This is a genomic window from Gordonia zhenghanii (assembly GCF_021738965.1).
Taxonomy (GTDB): Bacteria; Actinomycetota; Actinomycetes; order Mycobacteriales; family Mycobacteriaceae; genus Gordonia; species Gordonia zhenghanii.
The window spans coordinates 319,390-336,307 of the sequence record NZ_JAKKOQ010000001.1; the positions used below are offsets into that span (position 1 = coordinate 319,390).

The following is a 16,918-nucleotide window of genomic DNA, read 5'->3' on the forward strand; positions in this document are numbered from 1 at the left end:
AGATCCGTCCAGCCAGGTACGGCATACCTTATCTGCAGGTCAGGGCCATTTGATCGGCGAATTATATGAGGCTTTCCTATCTCAAAGAAGGTAAGGGTAAATAACCTTTGAAGGCGATTCCGCTGGTCAGCTGATTTCGATGATCGGCACATCGTCGACGGCGGCAGGCTGATGCGTGATCACCACCACGATTCGCTCCGGACCGAAGATATCGGCGGGGTCGCAGATCCGGCGCAACATCTCGGGTTCATCGGCCGGATCGAGATGCTCGGTCGGTTCGTCGAGAACGACGATCCGCGACGCGTGCACCAGAGCCCGAGCTACGAGTAGTCTGCGCCGCTGGCCGCCGCTGACCGATGCGGCGCCGGCCAGCTCGGTGTCGAGCCCCGCCGGGAGCGCCGCCAGCCAACCGCCGAGCCCGACGTCGGCCAGCGCGTCGACGATCTCGCCGTCGGTGACGTCGCCGCGAGCCACCCGGAGGTTCTCCCGGACGGACGTCGAGAACAGGTGCGCCTCCTCGGCGAAGTACGCCGCCGACTCTTCGAGGGCGGCCGGCTCGCTCGTCACCGATCCGCTGAGCGGTGCGAGCAGCCCCGTGAGCGTCATCCCCAGTGTCGACTTCCCCGCTCCGCTGCGGCCGGTCACCAGGAGCCGGTCGCCGGGCCGCAGATCCAGGTCGACGCCGCCGTCCGGGCCGAGCGCCTCCTTGCGCCCCCACTGCAGGCCGCGCGCGGTCAACGACGCCGGACGCGGATCGAACACGGGATCGGCGGTGAGCGTCGTCGATCCTGCTGCGTCGACCAACGCCATCACGCGTGCCGCGCTCTGCCTTCCGGACTCCCAGGCGATCGCCGCGTCGGTCAACGGCCCCGTCGACTCGAACGACGACAACGGCAGCAGGACGAGGACGCCGAACAGCATCGGTGTGACGACGCCGTCGGACGATGATGCGTCCATCAACGATCCGGGGAGTCGCGACGCAAGGTCGACGGCGATCACGGCTGCCGCGACGACGCTGACGAGCATCGCGACCGGCGTCATCGACGTCGCGGCCGCCTGCCGCGCCGCGGCGGCGTCGACGGCGCGAGCGTGCCGGTCGTCGGCGTCCCGCAGTCGGGCCAGCGCCCGGTCGCGACGCCGAGCCACGGTGAGTTCGCCCGCGTGCCAGAGCAGTCCGGTGACGTCGGCGCCCACCTGTTCGCGGGCGTGCGCGCCTGCGGCGACGATCCGCGTCGATGCGCGCGCCCCCACCAGCGGTGCGAGCACTCCGCTGATCACCAGGGCCACCGCGAGGACCACGGCCGACACCGGGGAGACGGCCGCCATGATCGCCACGGCGGTGAGCGAGGTGACGGCGCCGACCGCCATCGGCACCAGGCCTCGGACCACTGCGTCGCCGATCTCGTCGACGTCCTCCGCCGTACGGGCCAGCAGCGCGGACCGGTCGGATCGGACGGTCACTGCGGGGTCACCTCCGGCGAGAGCGCGGTATACCCGCGCCCTGGCGGTCGCCATCGCGCGCAGCGCGACGTCGTGGGTGGCGAGACGTTCGAGATAACGGAACACGGCACGGGAGATGCCGAGAGCGCGTACGGCGGTCACGGCGACGGACAGGTACAGGACCGGCGGCATCTGCCAGGCCCGCGTGATCAGCCACGCCGACAACGCGGCGAGGGCGAGCGCCGACAATGCACCGCCCGCGCCGAGACCGATCGCGACGAGCGGCGTACGACGCCGCACCCCGGCGAAGGCGAGAGCGCGCAGCAGTGGGTCGTCACCGAACATCGGCGGCCTCCGGCGAAACGGCGACGACAGCGTCGGCGATCGCGAGCGCCGCGGGGCGATGCGAGACCAGTACCACGGTGGCGCCCGCAGCGGCCCGCGCGACAATCGCGTCCAGGACCCGATCCGCAGTGTCGTCGTCGAGGTGGGCGGTCGGTTCGTCGAGGAGCAGGAGCGAGGCGTCGGAAGCGAGGACCCGGACGAGTGCCAGACGCTGCCGCTGGCCAGCCGATAGCCCCGAGCCGTCGGAGCCGAGCATCGTCGCGGCGCCGCGCGGAAGATCGGCGAGGACGTCGTCGAAGCCGACTGCCGCCCCGGCTCGGTGCACAGCGTCGGTGTCCAGCTGGCCGAAGACCGACAAATTCTCGTCGACCGTTCCCGGGACGATCACCGGGTGCTGCGGCAGCCACGCCACCTGCGCGTGGAAGTCGCCGGGTGCGAGCTCGCGCACGTCGATCCCTCCGATGCGGACCGCGCCCTCGTCGGGTGTCTCGAGCCCGAGGATCGCCGACAGCAGCGTCGACTTGCCCGATCCGTTGGGGCCCGCGACCACGGTGATCCGGCCAGGCGCACACTGCGCGCTGACTCCGCGAGGGGTCCAGCCGTCGCGGGTACGGATTCCGATGCCCTCGACGTCGACGGCCCGTCCCGCGACGTCGAGCGACCGGTCGCCTGCCGTCCGGCCGGTACGCGCGCAGACGTCGAGCACGTCGCGCGCAGCGTGGATTCCGTCCTGCGCCGTGTGGAACGCCGAACCGATCCGTCGCAGCGGCGCATACGCCTCCGGCGCGAGGACGAGGGCGAGCACGCCCGCGTTCAGGCTCATGTCCCCGAACACCAGCCGCAGCCCGATGCCGACCGCGACCAGCGCGACACTCAACGTCGCGAGCATCTCGAGCACGGCCCCGGACAGGAACGCGATCCGCAGCGACGACATGGTGGTCCGGCCGAACTCGCGGCCGAGTTCGTCGACGCGACGGGTCGGGCCGACCGCGCGACCGATGGCGCGCAGCGTCGGGAGTCCGGTCAACAAGTCCAGCAGCTGCGCGCTCTGCGTGCTCATCGCGTCCAGCTTGCGCTCGGTCCGGTCTCGGGTGAGCAGCCCGATCAAGACCATGAACAACGGAATCAGCGGGATGGTGATCACGATGATGACTGCCGACGGCCAGTCGGCCCACGCGATCACGGTGATCACCAGCGGAGTGATGATCACCGTCGACATCAGGGCTGGCAGGTAGTCGGCGAGGTAGTCGACGAGGGCGTCGAGCCCGCGCAGCACGATGGTCGACGAGCGGTCGCGTTCGGCCGCGAGACGGTGCGGCGACGTCCGGGTCGCGTCGGTCAGCGCATCCAGCGCACGCACCCGCAGCTCGGCGATCGTCGCCAACGCCGCCCGATGGGCGTACCGCTCCTGCAGGTACGACATGCCTGCCCGCGCCGCGAACGCCGCCGCGATCACCGCCACGTGCACGGCCTGGGCGCCGAACGTCCTCGACGACGGATCGGTGACGAGGTCCCCGAGGAGTCCGGCGAGGGCGACGGCCCCCGCGATCACGGCGATCACCGTGCCTACGGAGAACGCTGCGACTGCGATGCTGTAGCGACGCGCCGACGGCGAGTACTGCAGGAGTCGCGGATCGAACGGCGGGGTCCTAGCGTCGTCCGACATCCGGAGCCCCCTCGCGCAACGGCAGGCCGCCGTGCTCGGGGATCCGGTCGACGGAGAGCCGCTGACGGAACACCCAATACGTCCACGCCTGGTAAGCGATCACGACGGGAGTCATGATCCCGGCAGCCCAGGTCATCACCACCAGCGTGTAGTGGCTCGACGACGTGTTGCCGACGGTCAGGTTGTACGCGGCGTCCGTCGTCGACGGCAGCACGTTCGGGAACAGCACGCAGAACAGCAGACCGACGGTGCCCGCGATCGCGACGCACGTCGCACCGAACGAGAGCCCCTCACGACGCAGACACGCGCCGACGACCATCACGACGGCGGCGGCCGCGGAGATCCCGACGATCACCCACGTCCAACTCTTGCCGTACTCGAGCTGGGTCCACAGCAGGAAGGCCGCGGCGACGACAGCGGTCGGGACCGCCAGGCGCCACGCGAGGGTCTGTGCCTCGTCGCGGAGGTCGCCCGTGGTCTTCAATGCGAGGAACACGGCTCCGTGGGTGATGAACACGAGGACGGTCGTCAGACCGCCGAGGAGCGCATACGGATTCAACAGGTTGAAGAACCCGCCCGTGTACTGGGCGTCGGCGCCGATCGGGATGCCGCGGACGACGTTCGCGAACGCCACGCCCCACAGGATCGCGGGCAGCCACGACCCGAGACCGATTCCGACGTCACACCACGCGCGCCATTTCCGGTCGTTGATCTTGCCGCGCCACTCGATGGACACGACGCGGACGATCAACCCGATCAGGATCAGGAACAGCGGCAGATAGAACGCCGAGAACATGGTCGCGTACCACCCGCCGAACGCGGCGAACAGCGCGCCGCCGCCGGTGATCAACCAGACCTCGTTGCCGTCCCAGACCGGACCGATCGCCGACAGGAGCACTCGACGACGTTTGTCGCCGTCGGGCTCGCTGCGACGGCCGAGAAACGGGAGCAGCATGCCGACACCGAAGTCGAAGCCCTCCAGGACGAAATACATGACGAACAGGACCGCGACGAGCGCGAACCAGAATGTCTCCAGACTCATCGGTGCACTCCCTCTAGTACGCGAACGACAGTGGCTTGGCGGAGTCGGGGTCCGAGTCCGCTCCGACGTCGGGGGCGATCGCGTCCTTCTCGTTGGGTCCGTCGATCACATAGCGTCTCTGCAGGTAGAACCAGACGACGCCGAGCGCGCCGTACAGCAGGGTGAAGCCGATCAGCGAGGTCAACACGGTCGGCGACGTGTGGTTGGAGACGCCGTCCTGCACCAGCATGTGGATGCGGAGCGGGTCGCCGTCCGGGTCGGCCCAGTTCGGGACGACGACCCACGGCTGGCGGCCCATCTCGGTGAAGATCCAGCCGGACGCGTTGGCCAGGAACGGTGTCGGCAGCATCCACAGCATCACCGTGCCGACTCTGCGCGGGACCACGCTTCGCCTTCGTCGCAGATACCAGAGACCGGCGATGGCGACGACCACCGAACCGAGCGCCCACGTGATCATGGCGCGGAAGCCCCAGTAGGTGACGAACAGGTTCGGCGCGAAGTTCTGGTTCGGCATGTTCAGCGCCTGCTGGTACTGAGCCTGCAGTTCGTTGACGCCCTGAACCGTGCTGTCGAAGGTGTGGTCGGACAGGAACGACAGCATGTTGGGAATCGCGATGATGTGCTCGATGTTGTCGCAGTTGTTCTGGCGGCCGATGCTCAGCACCGAGAAGCTCGCGCCGGTCTCGGTCTCGCACAACGATTCGGCCGCTGCCATCTTCATCGGCTGTTGTTCGAACATGAGTCTGGCCTGTTGATCACCGGTGATGAACAGGCCGATGCCGGACGCGAGTATCACCCAGAGGCCGAGAATCGTGACCGGTCTCCATAGGGTGGCGTTGTCGCGACGCGACTTGTCAGGAGTCGCGTCGATCTGGCTGGGCGACGTGGTCGCGGGCACCTGCGAGTCGTCGCCCGAGACTGCGGCCTCCTCGAGCTTGCGGGCACGGTAACCGTTGCGCGCCATCCACCACAGACCGATGACGGCGACGAAGGTCGACGCGGTGAGGAACGCGCCCGCGATCACATGGGGGAACGCGACGAGGGTCGTGTTGTTGGTGATGACGGCCAGGAAATTGTTCATCCGCGGGCGCTCGCGCGCCTCGTCCCAGACGGCGCCGACCGGGTGCTGCATGAACGAGTTCGCGGCGATGATGAAGTACGCCGACGCGTTGACGCCGATCGCGACGAGCCAGATGCACGCGAGGTGCACGCGACGCGGCAGCCGGCCCCACCCGAAGATCCAGAGCCCGATGAACGTGGACTCGAGGAAGAACGCGACCAGGCCCTCCATCGCGAGCGGTGCGCCGAACACGTCGGCGACGTACCGGCTGTACTCGCTCCAGTTCATGCCGAACTGGAACTCCTGCACGATTCCGGTCGCGACACCGAGCGCGAAGTTGATGAGGAAGAGCTTGGAGAAGAACTTGGTGGCTCGCAGCCACTGTTCGTTTCCGGTGCGATGCCAGACGGTCTGCATCACCGCGATCAGTGGTGCCAGACCGATTGTCAACGGCACCAGGATGAAATGATAGACGGTCGTTATTCCGAACTGCCACCTGGAAATATCAACGACATCCACGCTCGCCTCACAATCATCGATTCCAAGAGCCGGTGCCCCGAGGCCTCCTGCCGAGCCCTCTTACTACGGAGCGTAGTAGCAATAGGCTGGAATACAAGCCCTTCGTGACCTACGAGACCATGACCATCATCCCGCTGCGGTCGCCTCGATCACGAGCTTTTTCACATCGACGGCGCGATTCGATCGTTCACGAAGCACACAGTCGTCGATTCGCCGCACCCGTGCCGCAAGAGTCAGTGCTGAGAGCAGCCACACGCCGTCCGCTCGGATCAGGTCGTCCGGGGTCATTCGCCGGTGCTGCACCCGAACGCCGTGTCGGTCCGCCGCGTCGAACAGCGCCGCCTGTGTGGTCCCCGCGAGTATCCCGTCGTCTGGCGGCGTCGCGGTCAGCCCGCCGTCGATCACCGCGACGACGTTGGCGCGCGGACTCTCGAGCACCGAGCCCGCGGCCGAGAGGTAGATCGCGTCGTCGAACCCGAGACCGCGGGCGTGCCGCAGAGCCGCGGTGTTGCGCGCGTAGCTCAATGCCTTGGCTCCGGACAACTCCCACGGCGCAGCGACGTCCGGATCGTGAGCGCGAGTCAGAAGGGTCACACTGATGCCGTCCCGCCGAGCGGTCGCGGCCCGTTCCGGCACCGGGGACACCGTCACGAACGCGGTCGCCGCGCTCGGTTCGGATTCGCGACCGCGGGTGTAGACGATGCGCAGCGCGCCGTCGATCGACTCGCCCCACGCCTCCTGGGCCACGAGGACCGCCCGACGCAGCTTCGCGACGTCGGGCTCGGGCAGATCGAGCCGTTCCGCGCCGTCGACCAGCCTCGCCACGTGTGCGTCGACGAGCCGGGCTCGACCCTCGCGCACCAGAATTGTCTCGAAGACCCCGTCGCCGTGCAGGACGCCGAGGTCGTCCGCGTACACCAGCGGCGCCTCTGCATCACGGAGGAGCCCGTCACCATCGACCACGATCACGTCGTCCACCGTAGACTGGCGACATGTCTGCGGAATCGATTCAGCCCGCTCCCTCCCCCGTCCTCACGTCGACGCCCGGAGCCGTCCCCACCCCCGACGGCGATCGGAGCCCCGGCGTCGCCTGGCACTACGGCGATCCGCTCGGTGAACAACGACACGCGACGCGCAGCGCCGCCGTCATCGATCGCAGCGACCGCGGCGTCATCGAACTCGCCGGCCCCGAACGGCTCACCTGGCTCCACACGATCTCCTCGCAGCACGTGTCGGGACTCGCGAATCGCCGCAGCGCCGAGAACCTCTCCCTCGATTTGAACGGTCGCGTCGAAGACCACTTCGTCCTCACCGACATCGACGAGGTCACCTGGCTCGACACCGAAGCCGACCGGAGCACTCCGCTGTTCGAGTTCCTGGCCAAGATGGTCTTCTGGGCGCAGGTCACTCCCACCCACCGCACGGACATGGCGGTCCTCACCCTGGTCGGGCCGGACACCCGTTCCGGAGCGATCGCCGAACTGCTCGACATCCCCGCCGACGCCGACGTCTACGCCGCAGGCGACCTCCCCGAACTGCATCACGACGACGAACCGCTCGGCTTCTGGCGCGTGATGCCGCCGATCGGCGAAGGGCGGTCCACGCCGGTCGTCGACGTCGTCGTACCGCGCGACGACCTGACCCGCTGGTGGAACGAACTGACCACGGCGGGCGCGCACCCGGCGGGCATGTGGACCCTCGACGCGCTGCGCGTGGCCGCGGGGCGCCCGCGACTCCACGTCGACACCGACGAACGGACCATCCCCCAAGAAGCCGACTGGATCGGCGGGCCGGACGAACACGGAGCCGTCCACCTGGACAAGGGTTGCTACCGCGGCCAGGAGACTGTGTCGCGCGTCGCGAACATCGGGCGCGCGCCGCGTCGCCTCGTCCTGCTCCACCTCGACGGCAGTTCGGCCACGCGCCCGGAGACCGGCTATCCGGTCACCGCGGGCGGACGCACGATTGGCCGGATCGGCACCGTCGTCGACCATTTCGAACTCGGTCCCATCGCGCTCGCACTCGTCAAACGGTCGGTACCCGTCGACGCTGAACTGATCACGGGCGAGGACGAGTCGGGCGCCGCCGCGCGGATCGACGCCGATCTGTACACGTCAGACGACGCGGTCCCGGCCGGGCGCGCCGCGCAGGAACGGCTCCGCGGACGCTCGTGACCTTGTGAGACTCGTCATGTGACGCCTTTCGCCGTGTTCTCATGCGGACGCGAGGAGACTTAATTGCGTCCGCGCGCTAGACTGTCAGTACGAGAACTACTAACGAATAGAACGGGGCCGCCACTAAGATGGCCGCCCCGTCATTGTGCGAGGGGGTCCCATATGGGCCGCGGCCGGGCTAAAGCAAAGCAGACGAAGGTTGCACGTCAGCTGAAGTACTCCACTCCGAGTACTGACTTCGACAGCTTGCAGCGTGAGTTGTCAGGCGGGAGTGGCGAGCATTCGTTCACCGACACCTGGTCGGACGACGACAGCCGAAGCGACGAGTGGCGACACGCCTGACGGCTGTCTCCACACCTCTATCGCTGCGAAGCCATTCGTGCGGAAATCCCCCACTCCTGCTACGGCGGGTTGGGGGATTTCGACTCGCTTCGTCCGCTCAACGAACGCGACAACCACACGAGGAAGGCCGTCGACCTACGCGAGGTCGGCGGCCTTCGTCGTTCGGGTGATCAGAACCGCGAATGGTCTCCGACCAGCTGAGCGGAGCCCTTCTCCGCAGAGTCGGCACGCTTGATCGAGCCGAGGACCCAGTTGTCGACATGGCGGGCGGTGAGGATCGCCTGCGCACGATCGGTGTCTTCGGGAGCGACGATCGCGACCATGCCAACGCCCATGTTGAAGGTCCGTTCCATCTCGGCGCGTTCCACGCGGCCGCGCTGCGCGATCAGCGAGAAGATCGGGGCAGGCGTCCACGAACTGCGTTCGAGGACCGCTTCGAGGCCGGTCGGGATGACGCGACCGAGGTTGTCGGCGAGGCCGCCACCGGTGATGTGCGCGAACGTGCGGACTTCGGTCTCGGCGGCGAGCGCCAGGCAGTCCTTCGCGTAGATCCGAGTCGGCTCCAGAAGTTCTTCGCCGAGCGTGCGCTCGAACTCTTCGACGTGGCCGCCGAGGTCGAGGTGACCCCATTCCAGGAGCACCTTGCGAGCCAGCGAGTAGCCGTTCGAGTGGAGACCCGACGACCCCATCGCGATGGCGACGTCACCCGGCCGGACCCGGTCGGGTCCGAGGATCGAGTCGGCTTCGACGACGCCGACGCCGGTCGCCGAGATGTCGTAGTGGGTGTCCTCCATGACGCCCGGATGCTCAGCCGTCTCGCCGCCGAGGAGCGCGCAGCCCGCGTCGACGCAGCCGTCGGCGATGCCCTTCACGATGTCGGCGACCATCTCCGGGATGACCTTGCCGACGGCGATGTAGTCCTGCAGGAACAACGGCTGTGCTCCGCAGACCACCAGGTCGTCGACGACCATCGCGACCAGGTCTCGGCCCACGGTGTCGTGAACGCCCATCGCCTGCGCGACGGCCAGCTTGGTGCCGACGCCGTCGCTCGACGCCGCCAGGACCGGTTCCCGGTAGTCGCCCTTCAGCGAGAACAGCCCGGCGAATCCGCCGAGACCGCCCATGACTTCGGGCCGCGTCGCCCGCTTGGCGTGCGGCGCGAACAACTCCACAGCACGCTCACCCGCATCGATATCAACACCGGCTGCCGCGTACGACGCACCGCCCGCTGCATTCCCGGATGCCTGGTCGGCAGCCCCGTCCGTCATGGTGGCGCTTCTCCTACACACTCGCTAAAGGCGTGGCCGAACACCGACCGTCGCCATGGTCAACGCACTCACGCTACCTGAGTGCGGGGGAGATTCTCTCTCCGAGATCAGAAAGTCAGGGGCGCATGACTGCGCTGACGTTGTCGTTCGGAGCGGCGAGCCGGTCGGGGCCCGCATCCTTCGACGCAGGCATCATCGTCTCCAACACTGCTTTGCCCATCGCGGTCTCGGACGGGAGTTCGATCGGGTACGTGCCGTCGAAGCAGGCCGCACACAGTTCGGAAGGCTTCTCGCCGGTCGCTTCGACCATGCCCTCGACGCTGATGTAGCCGAGGCTGTCGGCACCGATCGCCTGACGCACGCCGTCTACCATGTGCTCTTCGGACTCCATGCCGTTGGCGATGAGTTCGGCAGGCGACGCGAAGTCGATGCCGTAGAAACACGGCCAGCGGACGGGCGACGACGCGATGCGCACATGCACTTCGACGGCCCCCGCTTCGCGGAGCATGCGGATGAGGGCACGTTGGGTGTTTCCGCGCACGATCGAGTCGTCGACCACGACGAGCTTCTTGCCGCGGATCACTTCGCGCAGCGGATTCAGCTTGAGGCGGATGCCCAGCTGGCGGATGGTCTGCGACGGCTGGATGAAGGTGCGCCCGACGTAGGCGTTCTTCATCAGACCCTGCCCGTACGGGATCCCCGACTCCTGAGCGAACCCGACGGCGGCAGGCGTCCCGGACTCGGGGACCGGGATCACCAGTTCGCCTTCGGCCGGCTGTTCACGTGCCAGGCGACGGCCGATGTCGACGCGCGCTGAATGCACCGAACGACCGTGGATCACGCTGTCCGGGCGGGCCAGGTAGACGTGCTCGAAGATGCAGAGTTTGGGAGTCGGCTCGGCGAACCGAGTGCTGCGGACGCCGTTGCTGTCGATCGCGAGGAGCTCGCCCGGTTCGATGTCGCGGACGAACGACGCGCCGACGATGTCGAACGCCGCGGTCTCCGAAGCGACGACCCAGCCGCGGTCCAGTCGGCCGAGCGAGAGCGGACGGATGCCGTGCGGGTCACGTGCCGCGTACAGGGTGCTCTCGTCCTGGAAGGTGAGGCAGAACGCGCCCTTGAGCGTCGGCAGGAGTTCGACTGCCGCCTGCTCGAGAGTCTTGTCTGCGGCGCCGTGTGCGAGGAGGGCTCCGACGACGTCGGAGTCGGAGGTCGCCGTGGTGTGCGGACCGTACAGTCCGAGTTCGCGCGCACGAGAGGCGAGCTCAGCGGTGTTGACGAGGTTGCCGTTGTGTCCGAGCGCCACACCGCTGCCCGCGTCGGTGTGCCGGAAGATCGGCTGCGAGTTCTCCCACGTCGTCGAACCGGTGGTCGAGTATCGGCAGTGCCCAACCGCGACGTGCCCGATCATCGAGGCGAGCGTCTGCTCGTCGAACACCTGGCTGACCAGGCCGAGGTCTTTGAAGACGAGGACCTGCGCGCCGTCGCCGACGGCGATTCCGGCGGCTTCCTGCCCGCGATGCTGCAGCGCGTAAAGGCCGTAATAGGTGAGCTTTGCGACGTCCTCGCCGGGCGCCCACACCCCGAAGACCCCGCATTCCTCGCGCGGCTCGTTCTCGACCTCGTCCGGCTGCGTAGCTGCGAGAAGATTGCGGGAGTTGATCGAAAGATCAGTCACTAGGCGACGCTCCATGTCGTGGGCTGGACGGGCGTTCCCCAAGCGTACTTACTCGCAGGCCGGTTACGAAAGCTGCGCGACGTCGAAGTGCGCAGACTAACGGTCACCACGTGACGAACGACATACAGGCCACGGCCACATACAGTCACCACCGAAGGGAATCGACAGTGCAAGCACGATCAATGACCCTGACCGCGGCCGCCGCTGTAGGGACCGCCGCGGCGGCGAGCAGTCGTCCAAGCGCGTCGTCGGACCGGACAACACGCTCGAATTCCCGAGCGTGAAGACCGGAGTCGGTCGTGTCACGTTCGTGGCGTCCGTCTCCAACACCAGTTCGTTGAACCCGAAGCATCTGACGTCCGGCCAGTGCAGCGCCGAGCAGAAGGCGTTCTAGGACGCCGCTTCTCTAGGACGATGCTAGGGCCGTAACGGGATCACCGGCAGGTAGGCGGCGACGTCGCCTGCGTGATGTCCGGACACGCTCACTCGGTGATCGTCGACTGCGGCGTCGAACGAATCGAGACCCGTCGCCAGGAGGAGCCATTGGCGAGGCGACGTCTCGAGGACGTTCGGCGGCGTCCCGCGTGTGTGGCGGACCCCTTCGATGCATTGGACGGCGACGAACGGCGGCACCCGCAGTTCCACCGAGTTGCCGGGAGCGTCCTGGCCGACGGTGCGCGCCGTCGTCCGGACGGCCGCGGCGAGCTCCTGCCGCGACGGTGCCGGGAGCGTCTCGTCGCGCAGCCAGTCGGCGACGGCGAGCACGGCGGCGCGCGTCTGCGCCGGGTCGACTCTGTCTCTGGGCCCCATCGGACTACCCGGCGAACGGCGCGATCGCGCCGCGGTCGACGATCTTCTCGACGACGTCGTCGTCGGTCCGCTCCTGACCGATCCGCAGGGTCTTGTTGCCGCCGTGGTAATCGCTCGATCCGGTGGTGATCAGGCCGAGGTCGGAGGCGATGCCCATCAGTTCGGCGCGGGCCGCGTCGTCGTGGTCGGGGTGGCGGACTTCGAGTCCGGCGAGCCCGACGTCGACGAGGGTCTCGAGGACGGGTGCGGACAGCACGGCGGCCGCGGTCCGGGCCCGCGGATGCGCGATGACGGGGACACCGCCCGCCGCGACGATCATGGTGATCCCGTCCACGAGCGACGTCGACCGCAGCGAGACGTGGTGTGGTCCGCCGTCTTCGAGGATGCCCTCGAAGGCCTCCCCGACCGACCCGATGACGCCTGCGTCGACGAGGGCGCGAGCGATGTGCGGTCGACCGATGTTGCCGCGGCCTGCCCTGTCCCGGACCTGCTCGAGGCTGATCGGGTATCCCGCTGCGACCAGGCTCTCGACGATCCGTGCGCCCCGGTTGGTGCGTTCGTCGACGATCCGCTGCCATTCGGCGGTGATCAACGGATGGTCGCGGTCGAAGAGGTATCCCAGCAGGTGCACCGACACCAGCGCGCCGTCGCCGCCCGGATGCTTGGTCGAGAACTCGGCTCCGGGCAGCACCCGCATGCCCGACGGCACATGCTCGGCGGCCTGGTCCCATCCGTCCGCCGTGTCGTGGTCGGTGAGCCCGACCGTCGTGAGTCCGGCCGCCTGCGCGGCCGCCAAGAGTTCCTCCGGTGTGTCGGTCCCGTCGGAGAAGCGGGTGTGCGTGTGGAGGTCGGCAGTGAGCATGAGTCGATAGTAGTGATCCGCGGTAGAACCCCGACCATCCCACTAACCCTCTCGTTGGTGTCAGTGGGTGACACCAACGAGAGGGTTAAGCGTCGAGATCGACCCCGACTTCCAGAGCGGAGTCGCGCACCAGGTTTTTTGCGCGTTCTGAGTTCAATTCCGCGGCCGTGTGACGAGGTGGCGCATTGCGCCGCGTCGTCCCGAGAAGTCCCAGGTAGCGGAAAACAGCACGAGACCGCCCGGTGGCGGAATGCGCTGCGGCGTGTCAAGACCCACCACCATGGCCGAGTGAACGGTACCGAAACGCGTCTACTGTCCCATTGATGCAGTTCAGGACCGATGTTCGACGACGCCTTCGCGCTGATGACGCCCGTGTCGTCAGCGACGTGCTGCGTCGTGGCATCGATCGCGGTGACCACACCGGCGCGTTGCACGAGCAGACGCTCAGCCACGAGTTCGGGGTGTCCCGCAACGTCGTCCGAGATGCACTCTCGATCCTCGCGGGCGAAGGTCTGATCGATCGGTCGCCCCGCGTCGGAACGCACGTCGTACGACGCCGAGCGGTGCACGGCCTCGACGCACTCCGCGGACTGAAGGAGACGCTGAGCGGTCACGGCGAGGTCCGAAACGAAGTCCGTGTCGCCACCCTGGTCCGTCCGCCGGCGTCGATCGCCCACCGGCTGCGGCTCGAAACCGGCGACGACGCCGTGTACATCGAGCGCACCCGATACCTGGGGGACGAGCCGCTGAGCCTGGACCTCACCTACCTGGTCCCCGACCTCGGCATCCCGCTCCTCGAGCACGACATCGAGTCCACCGACGTCTTCGCGTTGCTCGAGCAGGTGTCCGGACGTCGTCTCCACTCCGCGGAGCAGTCAGTGGAGGCCGCCGTCGCCGACCCCCACTCGGCCGCTGTCCTCGGCATCGCTGCGGGGTCGGCCGTGCTCCTACTCGAACGCCTCGCCTGTATCGGGCCGGACGCACGCCCCGTCGACCTCGAGTACATCCGTATGCGGGGCGACCGAATATCACTGCACACCAAGTCGTTCCGTGACCCGCAGTCACGAAGCCCCCGCCCCGAACAACAACCGATCGGAGATCTCCCGTGAGTCTCTTCAACAACCGCACCGACGTTCCAGTGACCATCGACGAATCGCTGTGCATCGACGGATGCACCTTGTGCGTCGAGGTGTGCCCGCTCGATTCGCTGGCCATCAACCCGGAGTCCGGCAAGGCGTTCATGCACGTCGACGAATGCTGGTACTGCGGGCCCTGCGCCATCCGCTGTCCAACCGGCGCGGTGACCGTCAACATGCCGTATCTCCTGCGCTGACCGCTCCAACCGGCTCGCCGTCTCGTCCCCTCTGCTCGCTCACCCCACACAGCCCCGTGAGGTCCCCACATGTCCAGAACCCCCTTTTCCATACGGCGTCGGCCGGTAACACGGCGCGGACTCACCGTGGCGGCACTGACCGCCGCCGCGGCTCTCACCGTGTCCGGCTGCTCCCTGTCGCCCGGCGACTCCTCCGACGCGACGACGGTGGTCGTCGGCTATCAGTCGAAGACGATCAACACCGTCACCGCGGGAACCCTGCTCCGCGAACGCGGCGACCTCGAGAAGCGTCTGGACGAGGTGACTGAGCGAACCGGGGAGAAGTTCACGGTCCGGTGGGAGGACTACGACACCGGAGCACCGATCACCACCGGGATGATCGCCGGAAAGATCGATATCGGCTCGATGGGCGACTACCCGATGCTCATCAACGGATCACGGGCCAACGCGAATCCCGCTACCGCCACCTCGATCCTCGCCGTCACCGGTTCGTCTCCACGAGGTTCGCTGAACATGGTGGTCACACGGCCTGACTCACCGATCCGTTCCCTCGGCGACCTCGCCGGTAAGCGTGTGTCGGCGAGTGAGGGTTCGGCAGGCCACGGCACCCTCCTGACCGGCCTGGCGCGCGACGATGTGGCAGGGGTCGACGTCACCAATCAGCAACCACAGGTCGGCGCGTCCGCACTCGAGAGCGGCAAGGTCGATGCGCTCGCCCAGTTCGTCGCCTGGCCCGGACTGCTCGTGTTCCAGAACAAGGCACGCCTGGTGTACGACGGGGCGCAACTCGGCGTCCCGACGCTGCACGGAACGATCGCCCGCAACGGCTTCGCCGATGAGCATCCCGATGTCGTGGACGCTTTCCTGAAGGCTCAACTGGACGCCACCGAGGCGCTGGGCGACGACCCGCTCGGTGCAGCCCAGACAGTGGCGAAAGCAAGCGGCCTCCCGCCCGAAGTCGTGTACCTCTACAACGGTCCGGGCGGCACCGACTTCAATCCAGCGATCAAACCGTCCCTGGTGAAAGCCCTCGAGGGCGACAAGCCGTACCTCAAATCGATCGGATCGTTCCCCAACCCGGTCGACCTGAACACGTTCGTCTCGGACACCGCATTACGCAAGGCCGTATCGGAGACCGGCGGCGACTACGACGCACTGCTGAACCGACAGACGAACGACGCACAGGCGAACGGCGAAGTGTGGTTCTCCGGCAGCGACACCAGGAAGACCGCGGACTCGACGTCCGTTCTCCGTCTCGTCCGAGACGCCCGGAAGCAAGGACGGCACGTCACGGCCGCCTACATCACCGATCCGACCCTCGGCACGCGCTGGTTCGCCGATCACGCGGTGTGGCTACGCGACGGCGCCGCGTTCACCGCGTTCACCACGGACGACAGCGCTCGCACCTACCGACAGACGCATCCGGCAGCCGTCCCCGTCACCTACGAGCAGGCACTGAACGAGGTGACCGGATGACTACTCGAACCCCGATCGCTCCGATCGACGCCGACTCGCTGCGCGAGGGGCCCGAGATCGACCCGGCGGCAAACGATTCCACGGAACAGAGGGGTGCGGCCACGTCGCGACGAGCACTCGTCTGGCCGCTCCGGATCGTCACCGTCCTGGCAGCCGTCGGGCTCTGGCACCTACTGGCCGCGTCGGATGTGGTGCTGTGGCTGCACTTCGACGTGATTCCGACCCCCGCCGACGTCGCGTCGGCGTGGTGGGATCGCCTGCAAACGAGCGAGTACTACCTCGACCTCGGCCAGTCGCTCATCCGCATCGGCTCCGGATTCGTTCTCGCCGCGGCGATCGGCATCCCGCTCGGGATCGCTCTCGGACGGCCGACGTTCGCCGAAGGCACGCTCGGCGCACTCACGGAACTGGCTCGTCCGATCCCAGCGATCGCGTTGGTGCCCATCGCGATCCTGGTCTTCCCCAGCGACGAGGGCGGGATGGTGTTCATCACCTTCATTGCTGCCCTGTTCCCCATCGTGGTGTCGACGCGGCACGCGGTCCGCGCGCTGCCGACCATCTGGGAGGAGTCAGTCCGCACGATGGGCGGGACTCGCCGAGACGTCGTATGGCGCGTCATCCTGCCCGGCATCACACCGGGAGTGTTCGGCGGCCTGTCCGTCGGCATCGGAGTGTCCTGGATCTGCCTCATCTCCGCGGAGATGATCTCCGGCAGGCTCGGCGTCGGATACCGGACGTGGCAGTCGTACACCGTCGTCGACTACCCGGGTGTCTTCGTCGGCATGTTCACCATCGCTGCGCTCGGCGCCGTGACGTCCGGCGCCATCGAACTCATCGGACGTCGCATGACTCGCTGGCTCCCGCGCGGCGACCATCGCTGACCGATAGGAAGGACACCACCCG

The 16,918-nt window shown here is 67.6% G+C and carries 15 protein-coding genes; 6 read left to right on the top strand and 9 right to left on the bottom strand.

Annotated features, from left to right (window positions below; translation table 11 throughout):
• Nucleotides 1-126: 126 nt before the first annotated feature.
• The 5 genes from cydC to L5G32_RS01390 all read right to left on the bottom strand — a co-directional run bounded on the left by cydC (nt 127) and on the right by L5G32_RS01390 (nt 7,041).
• Entirely contained in the window at nt 127-1,785 is a 1,659-nt protein-coding gene (cydC, locus tag L5G32_RS01370) for a thiol reductant ABC exporter subunit CydC (RefSeq protein ID WP_237009211.1), read from the bottom strand.
• Nucleotides 1,775-3,451 carry a thiol reductant ABC exporter subunit CydD gene (cydD, locus tag L5G32_RS01375; RefSeq protein WP_237009212.1) on the bottom strand — a complete coding sequence of 559 codons (1,677 nt, stop codon included), beginning with the start codon at nt 3,449-3,451 and terminating at the stop codon, nt 1,775-1,777. Before cydD ends, cydC begins: the two co-directional genes overlap by 11 nt.
• Complete coding sequence (cydB, locus tag L5G32_RS01380; RefSeq protein WP_237009213.1) at nt 3,435-4,493, bottom strand: cytochrome d ubiquinol oxidase subunit II; 1,059 nt, start codon at nt 4,491-4,493, stop codon at nt 3,435-3,437. The genes cydD and cydB overlap by 17 nt, the downstream gene beginning before the upstream one ends.
• Nucleotides 4,494-4,506: 13 nt before the next feature.
• Entirely contained in the window at nt 4,507-6,072 is a 1,566-nt protein-coding gene (locus L5G32_RS01385) for a cytochrome ubiquinol oxidase subunit I (protein ID WP_237009214.1), read from the bottom strand.
• A 126-nt stretch (nt 6,073-6,198) separates the two neighbouring features.
• The gene (locus L5G32_RS01390) at nt 6,199-7,041 is read right to left on the bottom strand and encodes an aminodeoxychorismate lyase (RefSeq protein WP_237009215.1); all 843 of its coding nucleotides are present in this window, start codon (nt 7,039-7,041) and stop codon (nt 6,199-6,201) included.
• A gap of 23 nt (nt 7,042-7,064) precedes the next feature.
• On the opposite strand from L5G32_RS01390, the gene ygfZ reads away from it, so the two are divergent.
• Together ygfZ and L5G32_RS01400 are read left to right on the top strand one after the other, a co-directional pair.
• Nucleotides 7,065-8,246 carry a CAF17-like 4Fe-4S cluster assembly/insertion protein YgfZ gene (gene ygfZ / locus L5G32_RS01395; protein WP_237009216.1) on the top strand — a complete coding sequence of 394 codons (1,182 nt, stop codon included), beginning with the start codon at nt 7,065-7,067 and terminating at the stop codon, nt 8,244-8,246.
• Between the two features lie 162 nt (nt 8,247-8,408).
• Nucleotides 8,409-8,588 (top strand): DUF3073 domain-containing protein, encoded by a 180-nt coding sequence (locus L5G32_RS01400; RefSeq protein WP_237009217.1) that lies wholly within the window; start codon nt 8,409-8,411, stop codon nt 8,586-8,588.
• Nucleotides 8,589-8,758: 170 nt separating this feature from the next.
• Here L5G32_RS01400 and purM read toward each other — a convergent pair whose 3' ends face one another.
• The 4 genes from purM to L5G32_RS01420 form a co-directional block, all read right to left on the bottom strand.
• Nucleotides 8,759-9,856: a phosphoribosylformylglycinamidine cyclo-ligase gene (gene purM, locus L5G32_RS01405; protein ID WP_237009218.1), complete on the bottom strand. Its 1,098-nt coding sequence runs from the start codon at nt 9,854-9,856 to the stop codon at nt 8,759-8,761.
• 115 nt (nt 9,857-9,971) lie between these two features.
• Nucleotides 9,972-11,534 (bottom strand): amidophosphoribosyltransferase, encoded by a 1,563-nt coding sequence (gene purF / locus L5G32_RS01410; protein WP_237009219.1) that lies wholly within the window; start codon nt 11,532-11,534, stop codon nt 9,972-9,974.
• 417 nt (nt 11,535-11,951) lie between these two features.
• A complete protein-coding gene (locus L5G32_RS01415) occupies nt 11,952-12,344 on the bottom strand; it encodes a sterol carrier family protein (RefSeq protein WP_237009220.1) in 393 nt (130 codons plus the stop codon).
• 4 nt (nt 12,345-12,348) lie between these two features.
• Complete coding sequence (locus L5G32_RS01420) at nt 12,349-13,206, bottom strand: PHP domain-containing protein (protein WP_237009221.1); 858 nt, start codon at nt 13,204-13,206, stop codon at nt 12,349-12,351.
• A 323-nt stretch (nt 13,207-13,529) separates the two neighbouring features.
• On the opposite strand from L5G32_RS01420, the gene L5G32_RS01425 reads away from it, so the two are divergent.
• From L5G32_RS01425 to L5G32_RS01440, 4 genes are all read left to right on the top strand, one after another.
• On the top strand, nt 13,530-14,315 hold the full coding sequence (locus L5G32_RS01425; protein ID WP_237009222.1) for a GntR family transcriptional regulator: 786 nt from the start codon (nt 13,530-13,532) through the stop codon (nt 14,313-14,315).
• Nucleotides 14,312-14,539 carry a 4Fe-4S dicluster domain-containing protein gene (locus L5G32_RS01430; RefSeq protein ID WP_237009223.1) on the top strand — a complete coding sequence of 76 codons (228 nt, stop codon included), beginning with the start codon at nt 14,312-14,314 and terminating at the stop codon, nt 14,537-14,539. The genes L5G32_RS01425 and L5G32_RS01430 overlap by 4 nt, the downstream gene beginning before the upstream one ends.
• Nucleotides 14,540-14,608: 69 nt before the next feature.
• A complete protein-coding gene (locus L5G32_RS01435; protein WP_372491600.1) occupies nt 14,609-16,015 on the top strand; it encodes an ABC transporter substrate-binding protein in 1,407 nt (468 codons plus the stop codon).
• Nucleotides 16,012-16,896 carry an ABC transporter permease gene (locus L5G32_RS01440; RefSeq protein WP_237009225.1) on the top strand — a complete coding sequence of 295 codons (885 nt, stop codon included), beginning with the start codon at nt 16,012-16,014 and terminating at the stop codon, nt 16,894-16,896. Before L5G32_RS01435 ends, L5G32_RS01440 begins: the two co-directional genes overlap by 4 nt.
• Nucleotides 16,897-16,918 lie beyond the last annotated feature (22 nt).